Below are 15036 nucleotides of genomic sequence, written 5' to 3'. Positions count from 1 at the left end.
TTTTGTTGGTAATTATGCTTTTTCGCTCTTAAAATATGCCAAAATATCTTTAATTTTGTCGGTTTTTTCCCATGTAAAATTGTGATTATTCCGACCAAAGTGTCCAAAACATGCTGTTTTTGCATATTTGATATTTTTCAAATTTAAAGTTTCAATAATGCCTTTAGGTGTTAAATCAAAAACATTATTTATCATTTTAATTAACTCGTCTTCTGAATATTTTGCATTTTTACTTTTAACAATTGAAACAGAAATTGGTTTTGAAATTCCGATTCCATAAGATATTTGAATTTCGATCTCGTCTGCTAAATTTGCTGCAACAATATTTTTTGCAATGTATCGACACATATATGCGGCCGAACGATCAACTTTTGTATAATCTTTCCCGCTAAATGCGCCACCGCCGTGATGAGCATATCCACCATAAGTATCAACAATAATCTTACGTCCAGTTAATCCGGTATCACCAAATGGACCACCAATTTCAAAAACACCTGTTGGATTAAAAAAGAATTTATAATCTAAATTTAACCCGTATTTCTCAACTGTGGGATTAACAATCCTATCGATTACAAACTGACGCATCTTTTCGTAATCCTGATTTTTCGCATGTTGAATAGACATTAAAATTGTGTCAATTTTTGGTTCTGTACCACTATAATCAATTGTCACTTGCGACTTCATATCAGACTTGATTCAAGTATCTTCACTAGTTCTAATTTTCTCTGCTGCCTTAACCAATGAAATTGCAATCGCATGCGCTAATGGCATAAACTTTCTTGTTTCGTTTGTAGCATATCCAAACATAATTCCTTGATCTCCGGCACCTAGTTCACCGTTTTCTTTGTCAACTCCAAGCGCAATGTCTGGACTCTGTGAATTAACATTAGAAATAATTGTAAAATCATTTTCTGTATAACCTAAGGTAAAAAGCATTTCTCATGCTTTTTTAACAACATCAACATATCCTGTTGTTGTTAATTCTCCCGCAATAATAATAAGATGGTTTGATGCCATTGTTTCAATCGCAACTCTAGCATTTTTATCTTTGCTTAAAACAGCATCTAAAATATGGTCGCTAATCTGATCACAAATTTTATCTGGGTGACCCGCGCCAACCGCTTCACTTGTAAATAATTTTTTATTCATTTTCGCCTCCTTCAAGTTAAATAAAAACAATCTTCGCAAAGATTGTTCAAAAAGTATTTGCATACATGTTGGAACAATTCCCTTGCTATCCACCTTGAATTAACAGGTTGGCATGTGTCAAAGCCGCTAAGCTACACAACTCTTGATGTATTTATTGATGTTATTATATCGTAAATCTTTTAACTTATTAATAATATCTATATGGAAGCGTTGCCATTTTTGGCGTCTATATATAAAATTAACATATTATTCATTCATATATAATATATTAGAAAAAAATTATAAGGAGAAAAATGTCACAAATAGTTGAAATTAGAGCTAGAGAAATTCTAGACTCAAGAGGTAACCCTACAATCGCTGTTAAAGTTATTACCGAATATGGCGCAGAAGGTGTTGCGATGGTTCCTTCTGGTGCAAGTACCGGAACAAGAGAAGCATGTGAATTAAGAGATAAAGGAAATAAAAAATTCGAAGGCAACTGATTCGGCGGTAGAGGAGTAATGCAAGCGGTAACAAACGTTAATGAAGTTATTGCTCCTGAATTGCTTGGTTTTGAAGTAACAGACCAAAGATTAATTGATAAAACAATGATCGAACTTGATGGTACAAAAAACAAAACTAAATTAGGTGCAAACGCTATTCTTGGTGTTTCACTTGCTGTTGCAAGAGCTGCCGCAGTTGAATGCGGTCTTCCACTTTACAGATATATTGGTGGATCAAACGCAAGAACTTTACCAGTTCCAATGTTAAATGTTATGAATGGTGGAGCACACTCATCTAACACAGTTGATATGCAAGAATTTATGATTATGCCAGTTGGTGCAAGTTCAATGCGTGAAGCATTACAAATGGCAAACAAAGTATTCCACGAATTAGGATCAATTCTTAAAAAACACGGACACGGTACAACCGTTGGTGATGAAGGTGGATACGCTCCAAACTTAAAATCACACGAAGAAGTTCTTGACTTTATGGTTGATGCAATTAAAGCAGCAGGTTACAAACCAGCTACCAAAGGTGCAAAAGCAGTTGCAATTGCTATGGACCCTGCATCAAGCGAATTCTACGATGAAAAAGCTAAAAAATATGTATTCAAAAAACTTAAAAAAGCTATCGAAGAAAAACGTCCTGGCTTTGACCATTTAGGTAATGTTAAATTAGAATACACAACTAAAGAAATGGTAGATTACTACGAAAAATTAGTTGATAAATACCCAATTATTTCAATCGAAGATGGTCTTGCAGAAAGCGATTGAGATGGTTTCAAATTAATGAAAGAACGTCTAGGAAACAGACTTCAAATTGTTGGTGATGACTTAACTGTTACAAACCAAGAAATCTTACGTGAAGCTATCAAAAAAGATGTTATGAACTCAATTTTAATTAAAGTTAACCAAATTGGTTCATTGTCAGAAACTCTTGATACTATGGAATTAGCACACAAAGCAGGCTTTACTTGCGTCGTTTCACACCGTTCAGGTGAAACAGAAGATACAACAATTGCTGACCTTGCAGTTGCTCTTAACACTGGTCAAATTAAAACTGGTTCACTTTCAAGAACTGACCGTATTGCAAAATACAACAGACTTTTAGAAATCGAAGAAGAACTAGGCGAAGCATCAAAATTTGATGGTGAAAAAACTTACTTCAACCTAAAACGTCACGTTTAATTAATAAATAAAAACCCAGCTCGGCTGGGTTTTTATTATATTTTTTTAAAAATATAAGATTTTAATTTTTTGATGTAATTCAATATTTAACGCCAAAAAAAACTAAAAAGTGCAAAAAATTATTTTTCCCATATAATAACATTGATAGTTTTATCAAATTATTCAAAATTAAGAAAGGACCAAAAAATGAAAAAAGTAATTTTTAATAACAAGAAATACACACTTTTTGCAAATCCTATCAAAAAAAATGGTCACTTATTCTTTACAGGTACAAATCTTAATCTTAAAGATGAAGAATTAAAATCAGAACACTATACTCTTGTATCTTCGTTCCCTTCAATCTCAACTAACATTTGTGACTCTCAAGTTAAATGATTAAGCGAAATAGCAGAAGAATTTCCAAAACTTAGCATCGTTGCTATTTCAAACGATTTACCATTTACATTAGGAAATTGATGTGCTTTACACAGTGTAAAAAACATTAAAGTGTTTTCAGACCATCTACACCACGGTTTTGGATACAGAACTGGATTATTAATTAAAGAATTAAATCTTTTAGCAAGATCAATCATTTTGATTAACTCGCGTAATCGTGTTGTTTACCTCCATATTAATGTTGAACAAAACAAACCATTACCACTAGCTGAAATAAAAGAAAAGCTTAGAAAGTTTGCTAAATAAAAATTGCGCCAGGCGCAATTTTTTTATGCTCTACTTAATTTATTAAAATGCTTTGCGATTTCTGTTCTTTCTTCAATTGTTGAGCCTTCTAATTTTAATGCTTCTAATATTGGGGTTTCAACAATTTCGCGTGCTGAATAACCTAATACGATTCCACTTTTTCCTTGAACTAAAAGATTAACTGATTGAATACCTAGAAGAGCGGCGTTGATTCGATCACGTGCTGTTGGTGAACCCCCACGTTGTATATATCCAAGCACCATACTACGAGCGTTGCAGCCTGACTTCTGACCAACTTCTTTAGCAAGTTTATTTAAATCTGGATAGATCTTTTCTGAAACAACAATTACAACCGAGTGTTTATTTGGTTTTTTAAATTCGCCTCTAACAATTTCTGCAATCTCATCAGCGTTAAGCGTATACTCATTAGTAATGATGATTTCTGCTGCGGTTGCTAATCCCGAATACAATGCAAGCGCGCCATTGTGGTTACCCATTACCTCGACAAAAATACAACGGTCGTGCGACTCTGATGTGTCACGAATTTTGTTGATTGCATCAACAATATTGTTTAGTGCTGTGTCATAACCAATCGATTCTGCTGTTGATGCAATATCGTTGTCAATTGTACCTGGTAAACCAATAGTTTTAATCCCTAATTCATGAAGTTTTTGTGCCCCTTGGAAACTACCGTCACCACCAATAACGATAACGGCCTCGATTCCTTTCTTTTTAAGTAGTTTTACTGCTTTTTCTCGAGTCTTTGCTTCTTTGAATTCTGGGTATCTTGCGGTGTAAAGACATGTCCCACCACGCGAAACATAATTGTGAATATTTTCAAGTAATGTTGTTGACATATCGTCTTCAACAAGCCCTTTAAAACCATTTTTTACAAAGTAAACTTCGATTTTGTGTTTCTTTGCTTCTTGCACGATGCCATAGATGGCGTTGTTCATACCTGGCGCGTCGCCGCCAGAAGTTAGTACTGCTATTTTTTTCATAGTATTCCTTTGATAATTTTCTTTATTAATTATAATATAAGAGAAACAGAAAACAAGGAGAAAATAATGAAAAAAGTTTTATTTATTAAGTCATCAATCGTTACAGACGAAAACTCGGTCACAACCAATCTTTTAAAGGCTTTTGAAAAGAAATATTTAGAAAAAAATCCAAAGGATAAAATTGTTTGATTAGATTTAAATGAAGAAAATCTAATTGCCTTAACAAGTAAAAACATGTCATCGTATTTTAACGAAAAAGCTGACGCATATATTAATCAATTAAAAGATGTTGATAAATTGGTTGTTGCTGCTCCAATGTACAACTTTAATGTTCCTGCTACACTAAAAATTTATATCGATATGATCGCACAAGCAAACAAAACATTTACATATAAATATGCTGGAAAAAATCGATCAAAAGGTCTGCTAGAAAATTTAAGTGTTGAAATCATTACTTCACAAGGCGCCCCAATTGATTGATACCCATGAGCAAACATTCCACAATTCCTAAGTAGCTTCTTTGAATTTCTTGGTATGAAAGTACACGGTTCAATTCAATTTGCCGGAGCAAAGGTCGCTGGATTCGAGTTAACAAAACTCAACTTCGATGAGTTAGTAAAAAAAGATGCTTCAAGTTTCTAAGCATCTTTTTTTAATATTTAATTACTAAAACAAGTAATAAATTAACCGTAAAACAGCCAAACGAAACACTATCAAACCGATCTAGTAAACCGCCGTGACCTTTAATAACGTTTGAGAAATCTTTAATCTGTGCTAATCTTTTAATTAATGAAAAATATAAATCTCCGATAATCACAGCAAGTGGTAATAACACCATTATTAATGTAATTGCAACGTATTCTAACACGACTAAATCAGCAATCTTGTTAGCATTTGAAATTGTATTAAATAATGGGAATAATAAAACAAACAAACTTGTAATTAAGATTCCGGCAGCAAATTGAAAAATTGCCCCTTCTCATGATTTGTTGGGTGAAATATACGTTGAATATGTTCTTTCAATTCATTTGTGACCAAATAGTCTTCCACCAAAATAACCAAATATATCGCTTCCCATAGCTACTGCAATTGGTAAAATCAAATAACGATAATCCAAAAATATAGCGTAATAGACAAAACGAAGGCTTGCAGCAATAATAAAGGTGCTTAAGACAAATAAAAGACCATCGTAAATAAATAATTTTACTGCATCAAAATACTTATTTTCTTTCTTAGTATTTATATAAAAGGTTAATGCACCAATCAAATAAATAACAAAAGCAATAACATATGGATATCAATTCGAAAAGATGTCAGTTACAAAATAAACGAAACTGAGCGAGTTAGCGCGTACTTGCCCGGTTTCGTGAACTAAAAACTTCTCACTAAAATCTTTTTGAAATGGAAAAAATTCAAAATCTTTAGTTGGGGTAATTACTAAAAAGAAAGCAAGGATTGTGAATAAAAAAGAATATCAAATATTTACTTTAAATGCGTGACATAACTCGTACATTGCTCATCCCAAAATTCCTAATAATATAACAAGATAAACAATCCGAGTTACGAATCCCCCTATGTTTCCTACTGACCCAAATCAAATACCAAAACCAAATAGAAAAATGGTTAACATAAAAAATATTACGCCGTAGACAATTCGTGCTTTAACTTCATTCATATTAGAATTTTAACACAACAAAAATAAAAAACACTTGGCAAACCAAGTGTTAATACGGCAAAATGTGAATGTGTGAATGCATCACTTCTTGCCCGGCTTTTTCACCATTATTGATTATCAATTTATAATCATCAAAATTTTGTTCTTTTATAAAGTTAAGCGCTACTTCATTTGCTTTCGCAAAGAAAGTTGCAACTTTTTGTTTTGACATCGTTTTGAGGTTAATGTAAGGTTCTTTCCAAATAACTAATAGATGTCCGCGAACTGATTGATCGATATCTCAAATCACAATTACATCTTTGTCTTCAAAATAAATTTTACTAGGGATTTCACGTTCAATAATTTTTGTAAAAATACTTTTATTGGCCTGGTTGTTCATTTTGTTTATTCTTTAGGGCTTCAATCATATCGTTGTGTGTTGCTTCAAGTTTGAAACCTAATTTTTCAAAGTATTTTTGCGCATCGCCGTAAATTGTAAAATCACTAGCAGCAAATAAGAAGGTTAATTTTCTCAATTTTTCTTGTGTGTATTTTGGTTCTAAAAATGAAATATAACCTTTAACATCGTTTTCTCTTTTTTCTTCCTCAACAAAACTAGGAATTACAATATGAAAATAAGTAACACTCATCTTGCTACCATCTTCTTTTCAAGCTAAGATTGGATGAGTTTTCAGCTCTTCTGCATTAATTAGTGTTTCTGAATCTGGTTTGTAAAAACCATATTCCTTCACGATTCGATCTTTATAAAAACTACGACGATCAAATATTCCACTTAATCCGCCATAACTATCAAGCGCACCTTTAACTAGCCCATCATAACCATATAATTTAGTTTCTGAAAATTTATCTTTTTCATCAGATACAATTCCAAACGCCAATTCTTTTGATTGTTTTTTCGAGTAGTATTTTTGATCGACACTGATTTGAAGATAATCTTGTCACGAAGTTAAAGTTGATGAACCTTGTGAAAAGAAATCAATGTTTTCTTGCGACTCAATATGTCATTTAAATGCTGGTTTTGCTTTAAGAACATAGTTGATTAAATTGTATTGTTTTTCATCAATTAAATTATCAAGCATTACAATAGCATTACCTTTTTTAAGGTTTTCAACATTCTGGTCTGATAAATATTTAAATGAAAGAAGTAATTTATTGATTTCTGAAGCAATTTTTGTATCTTTGTTTTTGTAATATTTTTGAAAACTTGCTTCGCTTGGAACTTCATTAATTAGAAGTGAGGGGTTGTCGTAAATTTTTCATTCTTGCTCTTTAGTTCTAAAGTAAAAACTATCATCTTGTAATTTTAGTGCTGCATAAATTTTAAATGCATCATAAGCATTTTTGTAATACTCAGAATCAGAAGTTGTTTTATCAAACTCTGCACCTAAGTTATCAACACCATATAATTTTGCAAGTGTTTTGTCAAGTAAGAGCTCGTTAGAAATTTCTTGCGCATGTTTTGAAAATTGCTCTAATTGAATTATTTTCCCGGTAGTGTTAATGTCTTTTCCACACGAAATTGCAGCAACTGGCAGGATAGCGATAGGCACTAATGTCAGTCATTTTTTCTTTAACATTATGCACCTCCTTTAAGAATTTCTTCGATTAGTAAATTAATCACTTTGTTTAATGCATCATCAATTATTGTTCCATCGAAGCCGACAAGCTGAATTTTTGAAGGATCGCTACCAATTGTGAAGTCAACTTTTTGACGCCCTTTTGCTTGTTTTTCAATGAAATCCTTCATTTTCTTAAGAATATTTGCATTTGTTGTTGATGTGCTTTCTTGAATTTTTGCGGTAAATGCAGCAGTTAATTTAACACGTGAAATGTATTCTTCTACACTTTCTTTTTTAAGATTTTCATCAGCTAACAACTTGGCTTTAATGGTTTCGTAATCCGAATCTTGAAGATGGTCAAGCAAGAACAGTTTTTGTATATTTTCATTTGACCTTAATCAAGATAAAAGTGTTTGTTCGTAATTAAACACAACTGGTTCATCATGAATTCTCTTTTTAAGATCTCCTATAATACCTTTGAAAATATCTTCTGCTTTACTTGTAATTTTAGTATAACTAATTAACAAAATTCCTTCAGCGGTTGGAACTATGTAGACAGTTTTACCATCTTTTTTAGCAGCATAAAATGTTCTTGTATTTTCGCCATTTACACCGTAAAAATCATTTTTTAAAATTGAACCAAATTCTTGTTTAACTTCGTCTTCACTTAACGAGTTGATTAAATCCGCTAGAGCAGCGTTATATGCTTTAACAACTTGTGATAGTTTAATCTTGCGTTGTTCAGCAGGTTTAGTTTGTTCATTATCATATTCTTGTTTTAGCTTTTTGTAGCTTTTAATTAAAACACGATCTTTTGTTGCGAAAAAGTCAGCGATTTTTGTTTTAAATTCATTAAGTGATTTTCATAGTGGTGAATTAGTAAAATCACCATCTTCTTTTGCAATTTTAAGATTTGAATTTAGTAATGTTAATAACTCTTCATCACCTAACGAAGCGGCGGCTTTATTTAATTTTTCAATATCTTTTGTTCCTAAATTTCCTGCAAGACTACCAACAATTTTAGGTAAATATGCTTTTAAAATTGTATTAATTTTCTTTTCTTCTTCATTTGGTGTTGCTGTGTTGATATTATTAAAGAAATGGAAGAATAAATCAAGGTTTTCGTGTTCAAAGGTATCGTGTCCTTGTAGATCTGGAGTATATACGCCCTCTTTGTTTTTTTCTAATAGTTTATAACTATTTTGCAACCCTTTAATTGCTGAGTGAGCAAATAAATTGATTAATTGTTTTTTATCAACACTTCAGTTTTCAGCAGCATTTGTTGTATTTGCTACACCGAAAATGCTTGCTTTAGTAATTTGAATATTTTCTTCTTTTTCTGCAAATTTTTCAATAATTTTTCATGCGCTTCGTTTAGTGGGATCGAGTGAAAAACTATCATTTAAAAATACATAAAGTTTTTCAACACGACCGTTTGGATCGTTATTTTCGTATTTCAATACAGTGTTTTGGTCATTTTTTATGTCATTAAAGTCAACAACTGCTTTTAAAAGTTTGTCGCGAAAAATGTAGTCTTTGTATTTGTAAATTACGGCGCCGCCTTTTTTCTCTTGAACAATACCATCAACAATTTCTAGTTCTTTAATATCACGAGGAGCTGTTCTATCTCAATCTTCGGCATTAAAATTTTGTCTTGAAAGTGTAAAGCGACGAAGAGCATCAGCTGTAATTTCTTTTAAAACTGCATTATCTACCGCCTCTTCAATACTTCTTGCACCTTGATATTGTTGTGCAATAACTTTAATAAATTCTTTTTCTCATTTGTCTAGACCGTAATTTTTTTGATAAAGATTTTTAAGATCTAAAATCTTATCGCGATTTAATTTCTTAATTTCTTTTAACGATCTTAAGTGAATGTCGGTACGATCTGAAACACCGCTTCGTTTGGTTTTATTAACAAGATATTCAAATTTTAATGAATCGATGTACTCTTCTTCATAAAGTTTATAAATCGCTTCTTTAATAAAAGCATTTTGTGTTTTTTCAGTTTCTTTTTCAGATGGATTGTCTAAAAATGATTTAATTTCTGAAAACGGAACTTTGATTACTCCATCAGGTGTTCTGAATTCAAAAATTTGCTCATTATCACTAATGGGCGGAATGTAATTTTTCTTGGTACTTGAAACAATAATTGGAACACTAATTCCAATTGTAATCGCAGCTGCTAAACCACCTAAAATCGAATAAGTTGCAATTCTTGCTTTTTTCGATTTTAGATTTACTGTTTCTTTTTCTGTATTTTTTCTAGCTAAACGTTCAAAAAATGACTCTTTTTTGTTTGCCATAATTCTCCTTTTATCTTGTTAATAAATTAGTAATATTATAGAATATTAATTATAATTTACTATTATGGAATTAAATAAAAATAATATTGAAGCCTTAAACATTTTAATTCAAATCGTTGAAAAAAATAAAATGTTCTATTCTTTGAGTCGTGATTTAGTTGAGTATATTCACTTCGGTGCTGTTAATAATTTAATCGAGCCAGATTATGGAATTATCTTAAATCCAAATGATTATTTCAAACTAAAATTAATGTATCCAGAAAACTTTTACGATAATAGCGACCTCTTAAATGGAGAGCTTTGTCCTGTTTTCATTAACAATGAAAATGCAATAAATATTTATTTATTCGTTCCAACAAATAATAAAAAATACAACCAATTTTTACGTAAAATTGATAGAAATAATTATATTTTTGTACTTAAAAATAAAGACAAATTTAACAAGTGAACCATCTTTAAATCAATGATAATTAAAGGTTTAAAATTCCTTTACAAAGAAAGTAATTTGAAGGTTTTAATTAACAGTTTGCTTGAGTACGAATACACGAATTTCGCTTATGTACACGCTTATATGCAAGCTACAAAAAACAATCTATATACCAATATTTCCTTCAAAACCGATATGTGTAACTTCAATAATTTTGATTACAAATACTGTGTTGAATTTAAAAAGAAAGCAGATTAAATTTCTGCTTTCTTTTCTTCTACTTTTTCTTCTGGTTGTTGTTTTTTGTCCTTGTAAATTAAACAAATGATTAACATTGTTGCTGCTAATGTAAGTGAAATAATTTGATAAATTAAGAATGGCAAGATTGATTGAGTATAAGGTGTTAATCAAAAGACAATTCATAAACTATTTAAAGCAACAAACACTACCATCATCATTACCGAAACGTTTTTAACGTTTTTAGTAATCATACTTTGAATTGTTTGTGGTGTAAATGCGAAAGTAGTAAGGAAACCAGTTACAATTGAACATACTAATTTCGCTGTTGCATCATCAAATCCAACATCGCGGCGAATCATACCAAAAGCAAATGAAGCCGTATTTAGTGCAACTAAAGTTGCAATTATAATTCCTACAGTTATAACATTTTGTTTCTTCATTCCTTCGCGGTATTTATAAATATAGAACAACATCACACCATAAACACCAGTGCTAAGTACGTTTGAAGCGGCACTTTGGTAAATCTTTCCGCCATACTCAAACGCGTATGATCCATAAGTTTTTCAAAGGATTAAACCAGCAAAGAATAATCAATTTGAAATTAAGTTAATACCTGCTGAATTTTTTGTTTTTAATAATTTTATAAGTTGCGGTAATCCAATAAACACTGTAATAACGGCTGCAATTCAACCGATAACATCGTGGGTAATTTTCATCTTTCTCCTTTAAATTGGCGTTGTTATAATGATAAATGTTTTTTTATTTTTTGAACTAAATTAATCAAAATTTGAAACGGTTATTTTATAATTTAATTTATATTATATTCAAAGGAGTAGTATGTATAAATCCAAATTAGATGTTAGACAAACACAAGAAGCAATTCATTTGATTAAAAAACATTTTCAAAAAACATTTTCAAAAAAATTGTGTTTGATTCGTGCCAGTGCACCACTATTCGTAGATTCACAACTAAAAATTAACGATTATCTTAATGGTGAAAAACCCGTTCGTTTTACTGCGAAAGGTTTTGAAAACAAATTTGAAATACTACACTCGCTTGCTAAATGAAAAAGAGTAGCTCTTAAAAAATATAATATTCCTACCTATGAAGGTATTTATACTGATATGAACGCAATTCGTCGTGAAGAAGATTTAGATTACCTTCACTCGTTTTATGTCGACCAATGAGACTGAGAAATTCATATTAATAAAAAAGACCGCAACACTTCTTACCTTCATAAAATTGTTAAAAAAATATATTCAGTAATTAAAGAATTAGAGGAATATATTATTGCTAAGTTTCCTGTTCTAGAACAAAAACTACCACAAGATTTAACAATTATCACTAGCCAAGAACTTGCTGATATTTACCCAAAACTTACACCTGAAGAACGTGAAAGAGAATATGTAAAAACACATAAAGCTATCTTTATTTCACAAATCGGTCACCCACTAAGTGATGGTGTTCCTCACGGTAAACGTGCATTTGACTATGATGATTGAAAATTTAATGGTGATTTAATTTTCTATGACGCTGTTAATGATAATGCGATAGAAATTTCTTCAATGGGAATTCGTGTTGATGCAAAATCACTTAAAATTCAACAAACGACACTTGAAGTTGAAGAAGATAAATTAGCACCTTATCATTACGCAATTTTCAATAAACATCTACCATTTTCTATTGGTGGTGGTATTGGTCAAAGTCGTCTTTGTATGTTTTTATTAGAAAAAAAACATATTGGCGAAGTCCAAAGCTCATTTTGACCTGAAGATAAAATTATTGAATGAAAAAATGAAGGAATTGAATTATTATAAAAACCACTCGGAAGTGGTTTTTATTATATTCTTCGAAGTGGTGTCACCATTTGTTGTGTATGTGGTGAATACTTAGAAATAAATAATACTCTTTTAAGATCACTTCCAATACAAATTACAATCTCTTTTTCGAAAACTTGAATTGCTTCTTTGAAGTAATTAAAATTAAAATCAATTTCTAATGTTTGGCCATTAAGTTCAAATTCAGTTGTTAGCGACTCCATTTTAGCAATTTCATCAACGCTGCTTTTTGCGGTTATTTTGTCGTTTTCAACCATCAAGGTAAAACGATAATTTTTGTCATCAGAATTAAAGAAAATTTTATTAATAAGTTCATCAATAACTTTTTTATCAATCGTAATTGTTGTAATAAAATCATTAGGAATTAAATGATCATAATCCTTATACATCACTTCAGCTAATTTTGAAATAATAATTGTATCTCTTGTCACAAAAGCAAGTTCAGTATCGCTAGCATAAAGATCAATCTTTTTATTACCGTCATCAATCAACATTTTCTTAATATTTCTACCTTTAATAACTTTTTCAAACTCTACTTTTTGTTCGATTTTGGCAGTATGTTTTGCTAATCTAAAACTATCAGATGCAAAGAATTTTAAGAACCCGTTTTTAGCATGAAGTAAAACACTTGAAAGTCTAACATTTGCTTCATTAACATTATTACTAATTGCAAAAATAACATTGTTAATCGCTTCTTTAAAATCACTATAATTCATTGTAACCTTGTCACCATTTAATGAAAAAATTGGTGTTGGGTATTCTTGATTTTTAAGAAGTGATAAATCATATGTTGTGTGACTAGAACTTAAAGTAATAACATTGTTACGCATTAATACAGTAATTTCACCACTAACTTTGCTAACTGATTTTTTGAAAAAATCAAAGTAAATAAGCGCTTCTCCTGTTTCGAAAATTTCTAAATCATTTGAAACTGGAATGGTAGTTTTAATTGAAAAATCACCATCGCTTCCAATTAATTCAATTTCTTTTTCGTAGACATTAATTAAAACACCACGAAGTTGCATCATAACATTATTAGGATCAATTGCCTTCCCAACGATATTTAAGTGTTTTTCTAAAAGATTTTTTTTGATTTTAAAATTCATTATTTCTCCTTATTTTAATTATTATTGATTAATAAATTAATTGTTTTTATTACTGTTTTTAGTGTTTGATTTTTTTCTCGCTCATTTTCAATTTTCTTCACCGCGTAGGTCACAGCAGAGTGATCACATTTAAAAATTTCAGCAATTTTAACCTGCGTTAATTTTAACATGTAAGTTAAAAAGTACATTACGATGTGGCGCGCTCTTGAAACTTCAGCCTTGCGTTTTTTTGATAATATTGCTTTATCTGGAATATTAAAATAGTTACTTACAACTTTAATAATTGTTTTCTCATCGACCACTTTGTGATTTTTGAGTTTTTCAAAATAGTTTGATAGAACTTTGTATGAATAAACTTTATGTTTTTTGATATTCGAACTAAATGTATCAATGATAATTACCATCCCTCTTATCTTATTAATATTATCAACATCAATATCTACAAGATCACGAAGCGCTTTTTCATCAAAAAGTTTTATATCTCAACCATTTTTTTCAAGCATAAAAAGTAAAATTTTATAATACTCTTCCGAACTTGGTGATTGAATTTCAAGTACCATTCCTTCTTCAAGACGAGCGATAAGACGTTCATCAAATGATTGTCGTAAAACTTCAGGTTTTTCATTTGAGCAAATAATTGTTAGTTTGTCACGAGTTTTTCGTTCTTCAATCACATCATTAATAAATTCAAATGTTTTTGGTTTGGTTTTGTAATTTTGAAAATCATCAAAAACTAAAATATCGTAATCAATTAATTTTTGAACAAATTCTACTTTTTCTTCAGGTATATTTCGTTTTAAAAGCATTGCAAATTGTGTATCGTAATTTGATGGTTTGATAATTTGAGAAGTTAAACCGATTTTTTCATACTCGATACAAATAGCATTAGCCAAGTGAGTTTTTCCCATACCTGTACGCGAATTTATAAAAAAGATATTAAAGCCAATATTTTCATTAATTATTTTTTGTGCTACTTGGTAGGCTAATTTATTAAATGAACCTTTATATAAATTTTCGAATGTAAATGAATAGTTCAACGTACTATTTTTCTTATCAGAAAGTTGCTCTTCTTGCTTTTGTGAAAACATTTGTTTCTCATGTGTAATTTGAACTATATCGATGCCAAAACTTTCTTTCACAATTTCTTTAATTGCTTCCTCTGCCGCTAATTTACTAATTTGATATGAATTTATATTCGGAATAAATAAAAGAAGAGCGTCATTTTCAAAATTTATGATTTCAAATTTGTTTAGGACGTTCTTTTTTATTATTTCATCATATTCGCTGGTCGCCACCGCCGCTTTGAGTTTTATATTCAAATTCTCTAGACTTACAAAATTATCAAATTGCATATAAATATTTTAGAATATTATTTTAATTTTT

General features: G+C 30.4%; 14 protein-coding genes. 5 read left to right on the top strand and 9 right to left on the bottom strand.

All coding sequences use genetic code 4. The features are described from left to right. Nucleotides 1-12: 12 nt before the first annotated feature. Complete coding sequence (metK, locus tag NPA09_RS00070) at nucleotides 13-1149, bottom strand: methionine adenosyltransferase (protein ID WP_129722660.1); 1137 nt, start codon at nucleotides 1147-1149, stop codon at nucleotides 13-15. A gap of 293 nt (nucleotides 1150-1442) precedes the next feature. Between metK and eno the strand changes: the two genes are divergently transcribed. Then, nucleotides 1443-2819 carry a phosphopyruvate hydratase gene (eno, locus tag NPA09_RS00065; protein ID WP_129722664.1) on the top strand — a complete coding sequence of 459 codons (1377 nt, stop codon included), beginning with the start codon at nucleotides 1443-1445 and terminating at the stop codon, nucleotides 2817-2819. Between the two features lie 186 nt (nucleotides 2820-3005). Beyond that, the gene (locus NPA09_RS00060) at nucleotides 3006-3500 is read left to right on the top strand and encodes a redoxin family protein (protein ID WP_129722667.1); all 495 of its coding nucleotides are present in this window, start codon (nucleotides 3006-3008) and stop codon (nucleotides 3498-3500) included. Between the two features lie 23 nt (nucleotides 3501-3523). Here the strand turns inward: NPA09_RS00060 and pfkA are convergent, their stop codons facing one another. Further along, nucleotides 3524-4501 carry a 6-phosphofructokinase gene (pfkA, locus tag NPA09_RS00055; protein ID WP_129722669.1) on the bottom strand — a complete coding sequence of 326 codons (978 nt, stop codon included), beginning with the start codon at nucleotides 4499-4501 and terminating at the stop codon, nucleotides 3524-3526. Between the two features lie 66 nt (nucleotides 4502-4567). On the opposite strand from pfkA, the gene NPA09_RS00050 reads away from it, so the two are divergent. Continuing rightward, the gene (locus NPA09_RS00050) at nucleotides 4568-5143 is read left to right on the top strand and encodes an FMN-dependent NADH-azoreductase (RefSeq protein WP_129722672.1); all 576 of its coding nucleotides are present in this window, start codon (nucleotides 4568-4570) and stop codon (nucleotides 5141-5143) included. Between the two features lie 10 nt (nucleotides 5144-5153). Here NPA09_RS00050 and NPA09_RS00045 read toward each other — a convergent pair whose 3' ends face one another. Genes NPA09_RS00045 through NPA09_RS00030 form a run of 4 tightly spaced genes read right to left on the bottom strand, consistent with a single transcriptional unit; the run spans nucleotide 5154 to nucleotide 10041 of the window. Beyond that, nucleotides 5154-6176, bottom strand: coding sequence for a phosphatidate cytidylyltransferase (locus NPA09_RS00045; RefSeq protein ID WP_129722675.1), 1023 nt, complete (start codon nucleotides 6174-6176; stop codon nucleotides 5154-5156). A 49-nt stretch (nucleotides 6177-6225) separates the two neighbouring features. Next, nucleotides 6226-6555, bottom strand: coding sequence for an HIT family protein (locus tag NPA09_RS00040; protein ID WP_129722678.1), 330 nt, complete (start codon nucleotides 6553-6555; stop codon nucleotides 6226-6228). After that, nucleotides 6536-7753 carry a HinT-interacting membrane complex lipoprotein P60 gene (locus NPA09_RS00035; protein WP_129722681.1) on the bottom strand — a complete coding sequence of 406 codons (1218 nt, stop codon included), beginning with the start codon at nucleotides 7751-7753 and terminating at the stop codon, nucleotides 6536-6538. The genes NPA09_RS00040 and NPA09_RS00035 overlap by 20 nt, the downstream gene beginning before the upstream one ends. Beyond that, nucleotides 7753-10041, bottom strand: coding sequence for a HinT-interacting membrane complex protein P80 (locus tag NPA09_RS00030; protein ID WP_129722684.1), 2289 nt, complete (start codon nucleotides 10039-10041; stop codon nucleotides 7753-7755). The genes NPA09_RS00035 and NPA09_RS00030 overlap by 1 nt, the downstream gene beginning before the upstream one ends. Before the next feature lie 64 nt (nucleotides 10042-10105). On the opposite strand from NPA09_RS00030, the gene NPA09_RS00025 reads away from it, so the two are divergent. Continuing rightward, nucleotides 10106-10726: a hypothetical protein gene (locus NPA09_RS00025; protein ID WP_129722687.1), complete on the top strand. Its 621-nt coding sequence runs from the start codon at nucleotides 10106-10108 to the stop codon at nucleotides 10724-10726. Here the strand turns inward: NPA09_RS00025 and NPA09_RS00020 are convergent. Then, nucleotides 10723-11424, bottom strand: coding sequence for a PQ-loop domain-containing transporter (locus NPA09_RS00020; protein ID WP_256541828.1), 702 nt, complete (start codon nucleotides 11422-11424; stop codon nucleotides 10723-10725). The genes NPA09_RS00025 and NPA09_RS00020 overlap by 4 nt on opposite strands. Nucleotides 11425-11545: 121 nt before the next feature. On the opposite strand from NPA09_RS00020, the gene NPA09_RS00015 reads away from it, so the two are divergent. Then, nucleotides 11546-12526 (top strand): aspartate--ammonia ligase, encoded by a 981-nt coding sequence (locus NPA09_RS00015; RefSeq protein WP_129722693.1) that lies wholly within the window; start codon nucleotides 11546-11548, stop codon nucleotides 12524-12526. A 23-nt stretch (nucleotides 12527-12549) separates the two neighbouring features. Here the strand turns inward: NPA09_RS00015 and NPA09_RS00010 are convergent, their stop codons facing one another. Further along, the gene (locus NPA09_RS00010) at nucleotides 12550-13653 is read right to left on the bottom strand and encodes a DNA polymerase III subunit beta (RefSeq protein WP_129722696.1); all 1104 of its coding nucleotides are present in this window, start codon (nucleotides 13651-13653) and stop codon (nucleotides 12550-12552) included. A 14-nt stretch (nucleotides 13654-13667) separates the two neighbouring features. Then, nucleotides 13668-15005 carry a DnaA ATPase domain-containing protein gene (locus NPA09_RS00005; protein WP_129722699.1) on the bottom strand — a complete coding sequence of 446 codons (1338 nt, stop codon included), beginning with the start codon at nucleotides 15003-15005 and terminating at the stop codon, nucleotides 13668-13670. Nucleotides 15006-15036: the final 31 nt, after the last annotated feature.

The sequence above is a fragment of the Mycoplasmopsis equigenitalium genome, assembly GCF_024498255.1.
Classification (GTDB): domain Bacteria; phylum Bacillota_I; class Bacilli_A; order Mycoplasmatales; family Metamycoplasmataceae; genus Mycoplasma_H; species Mycoplasma_H equigenitalium.
The sequence above is the reverse complement of the archived record's forward strand: the minus strand, read 5'-3'. Positions and strand labels throughout refer to the sequence as shown.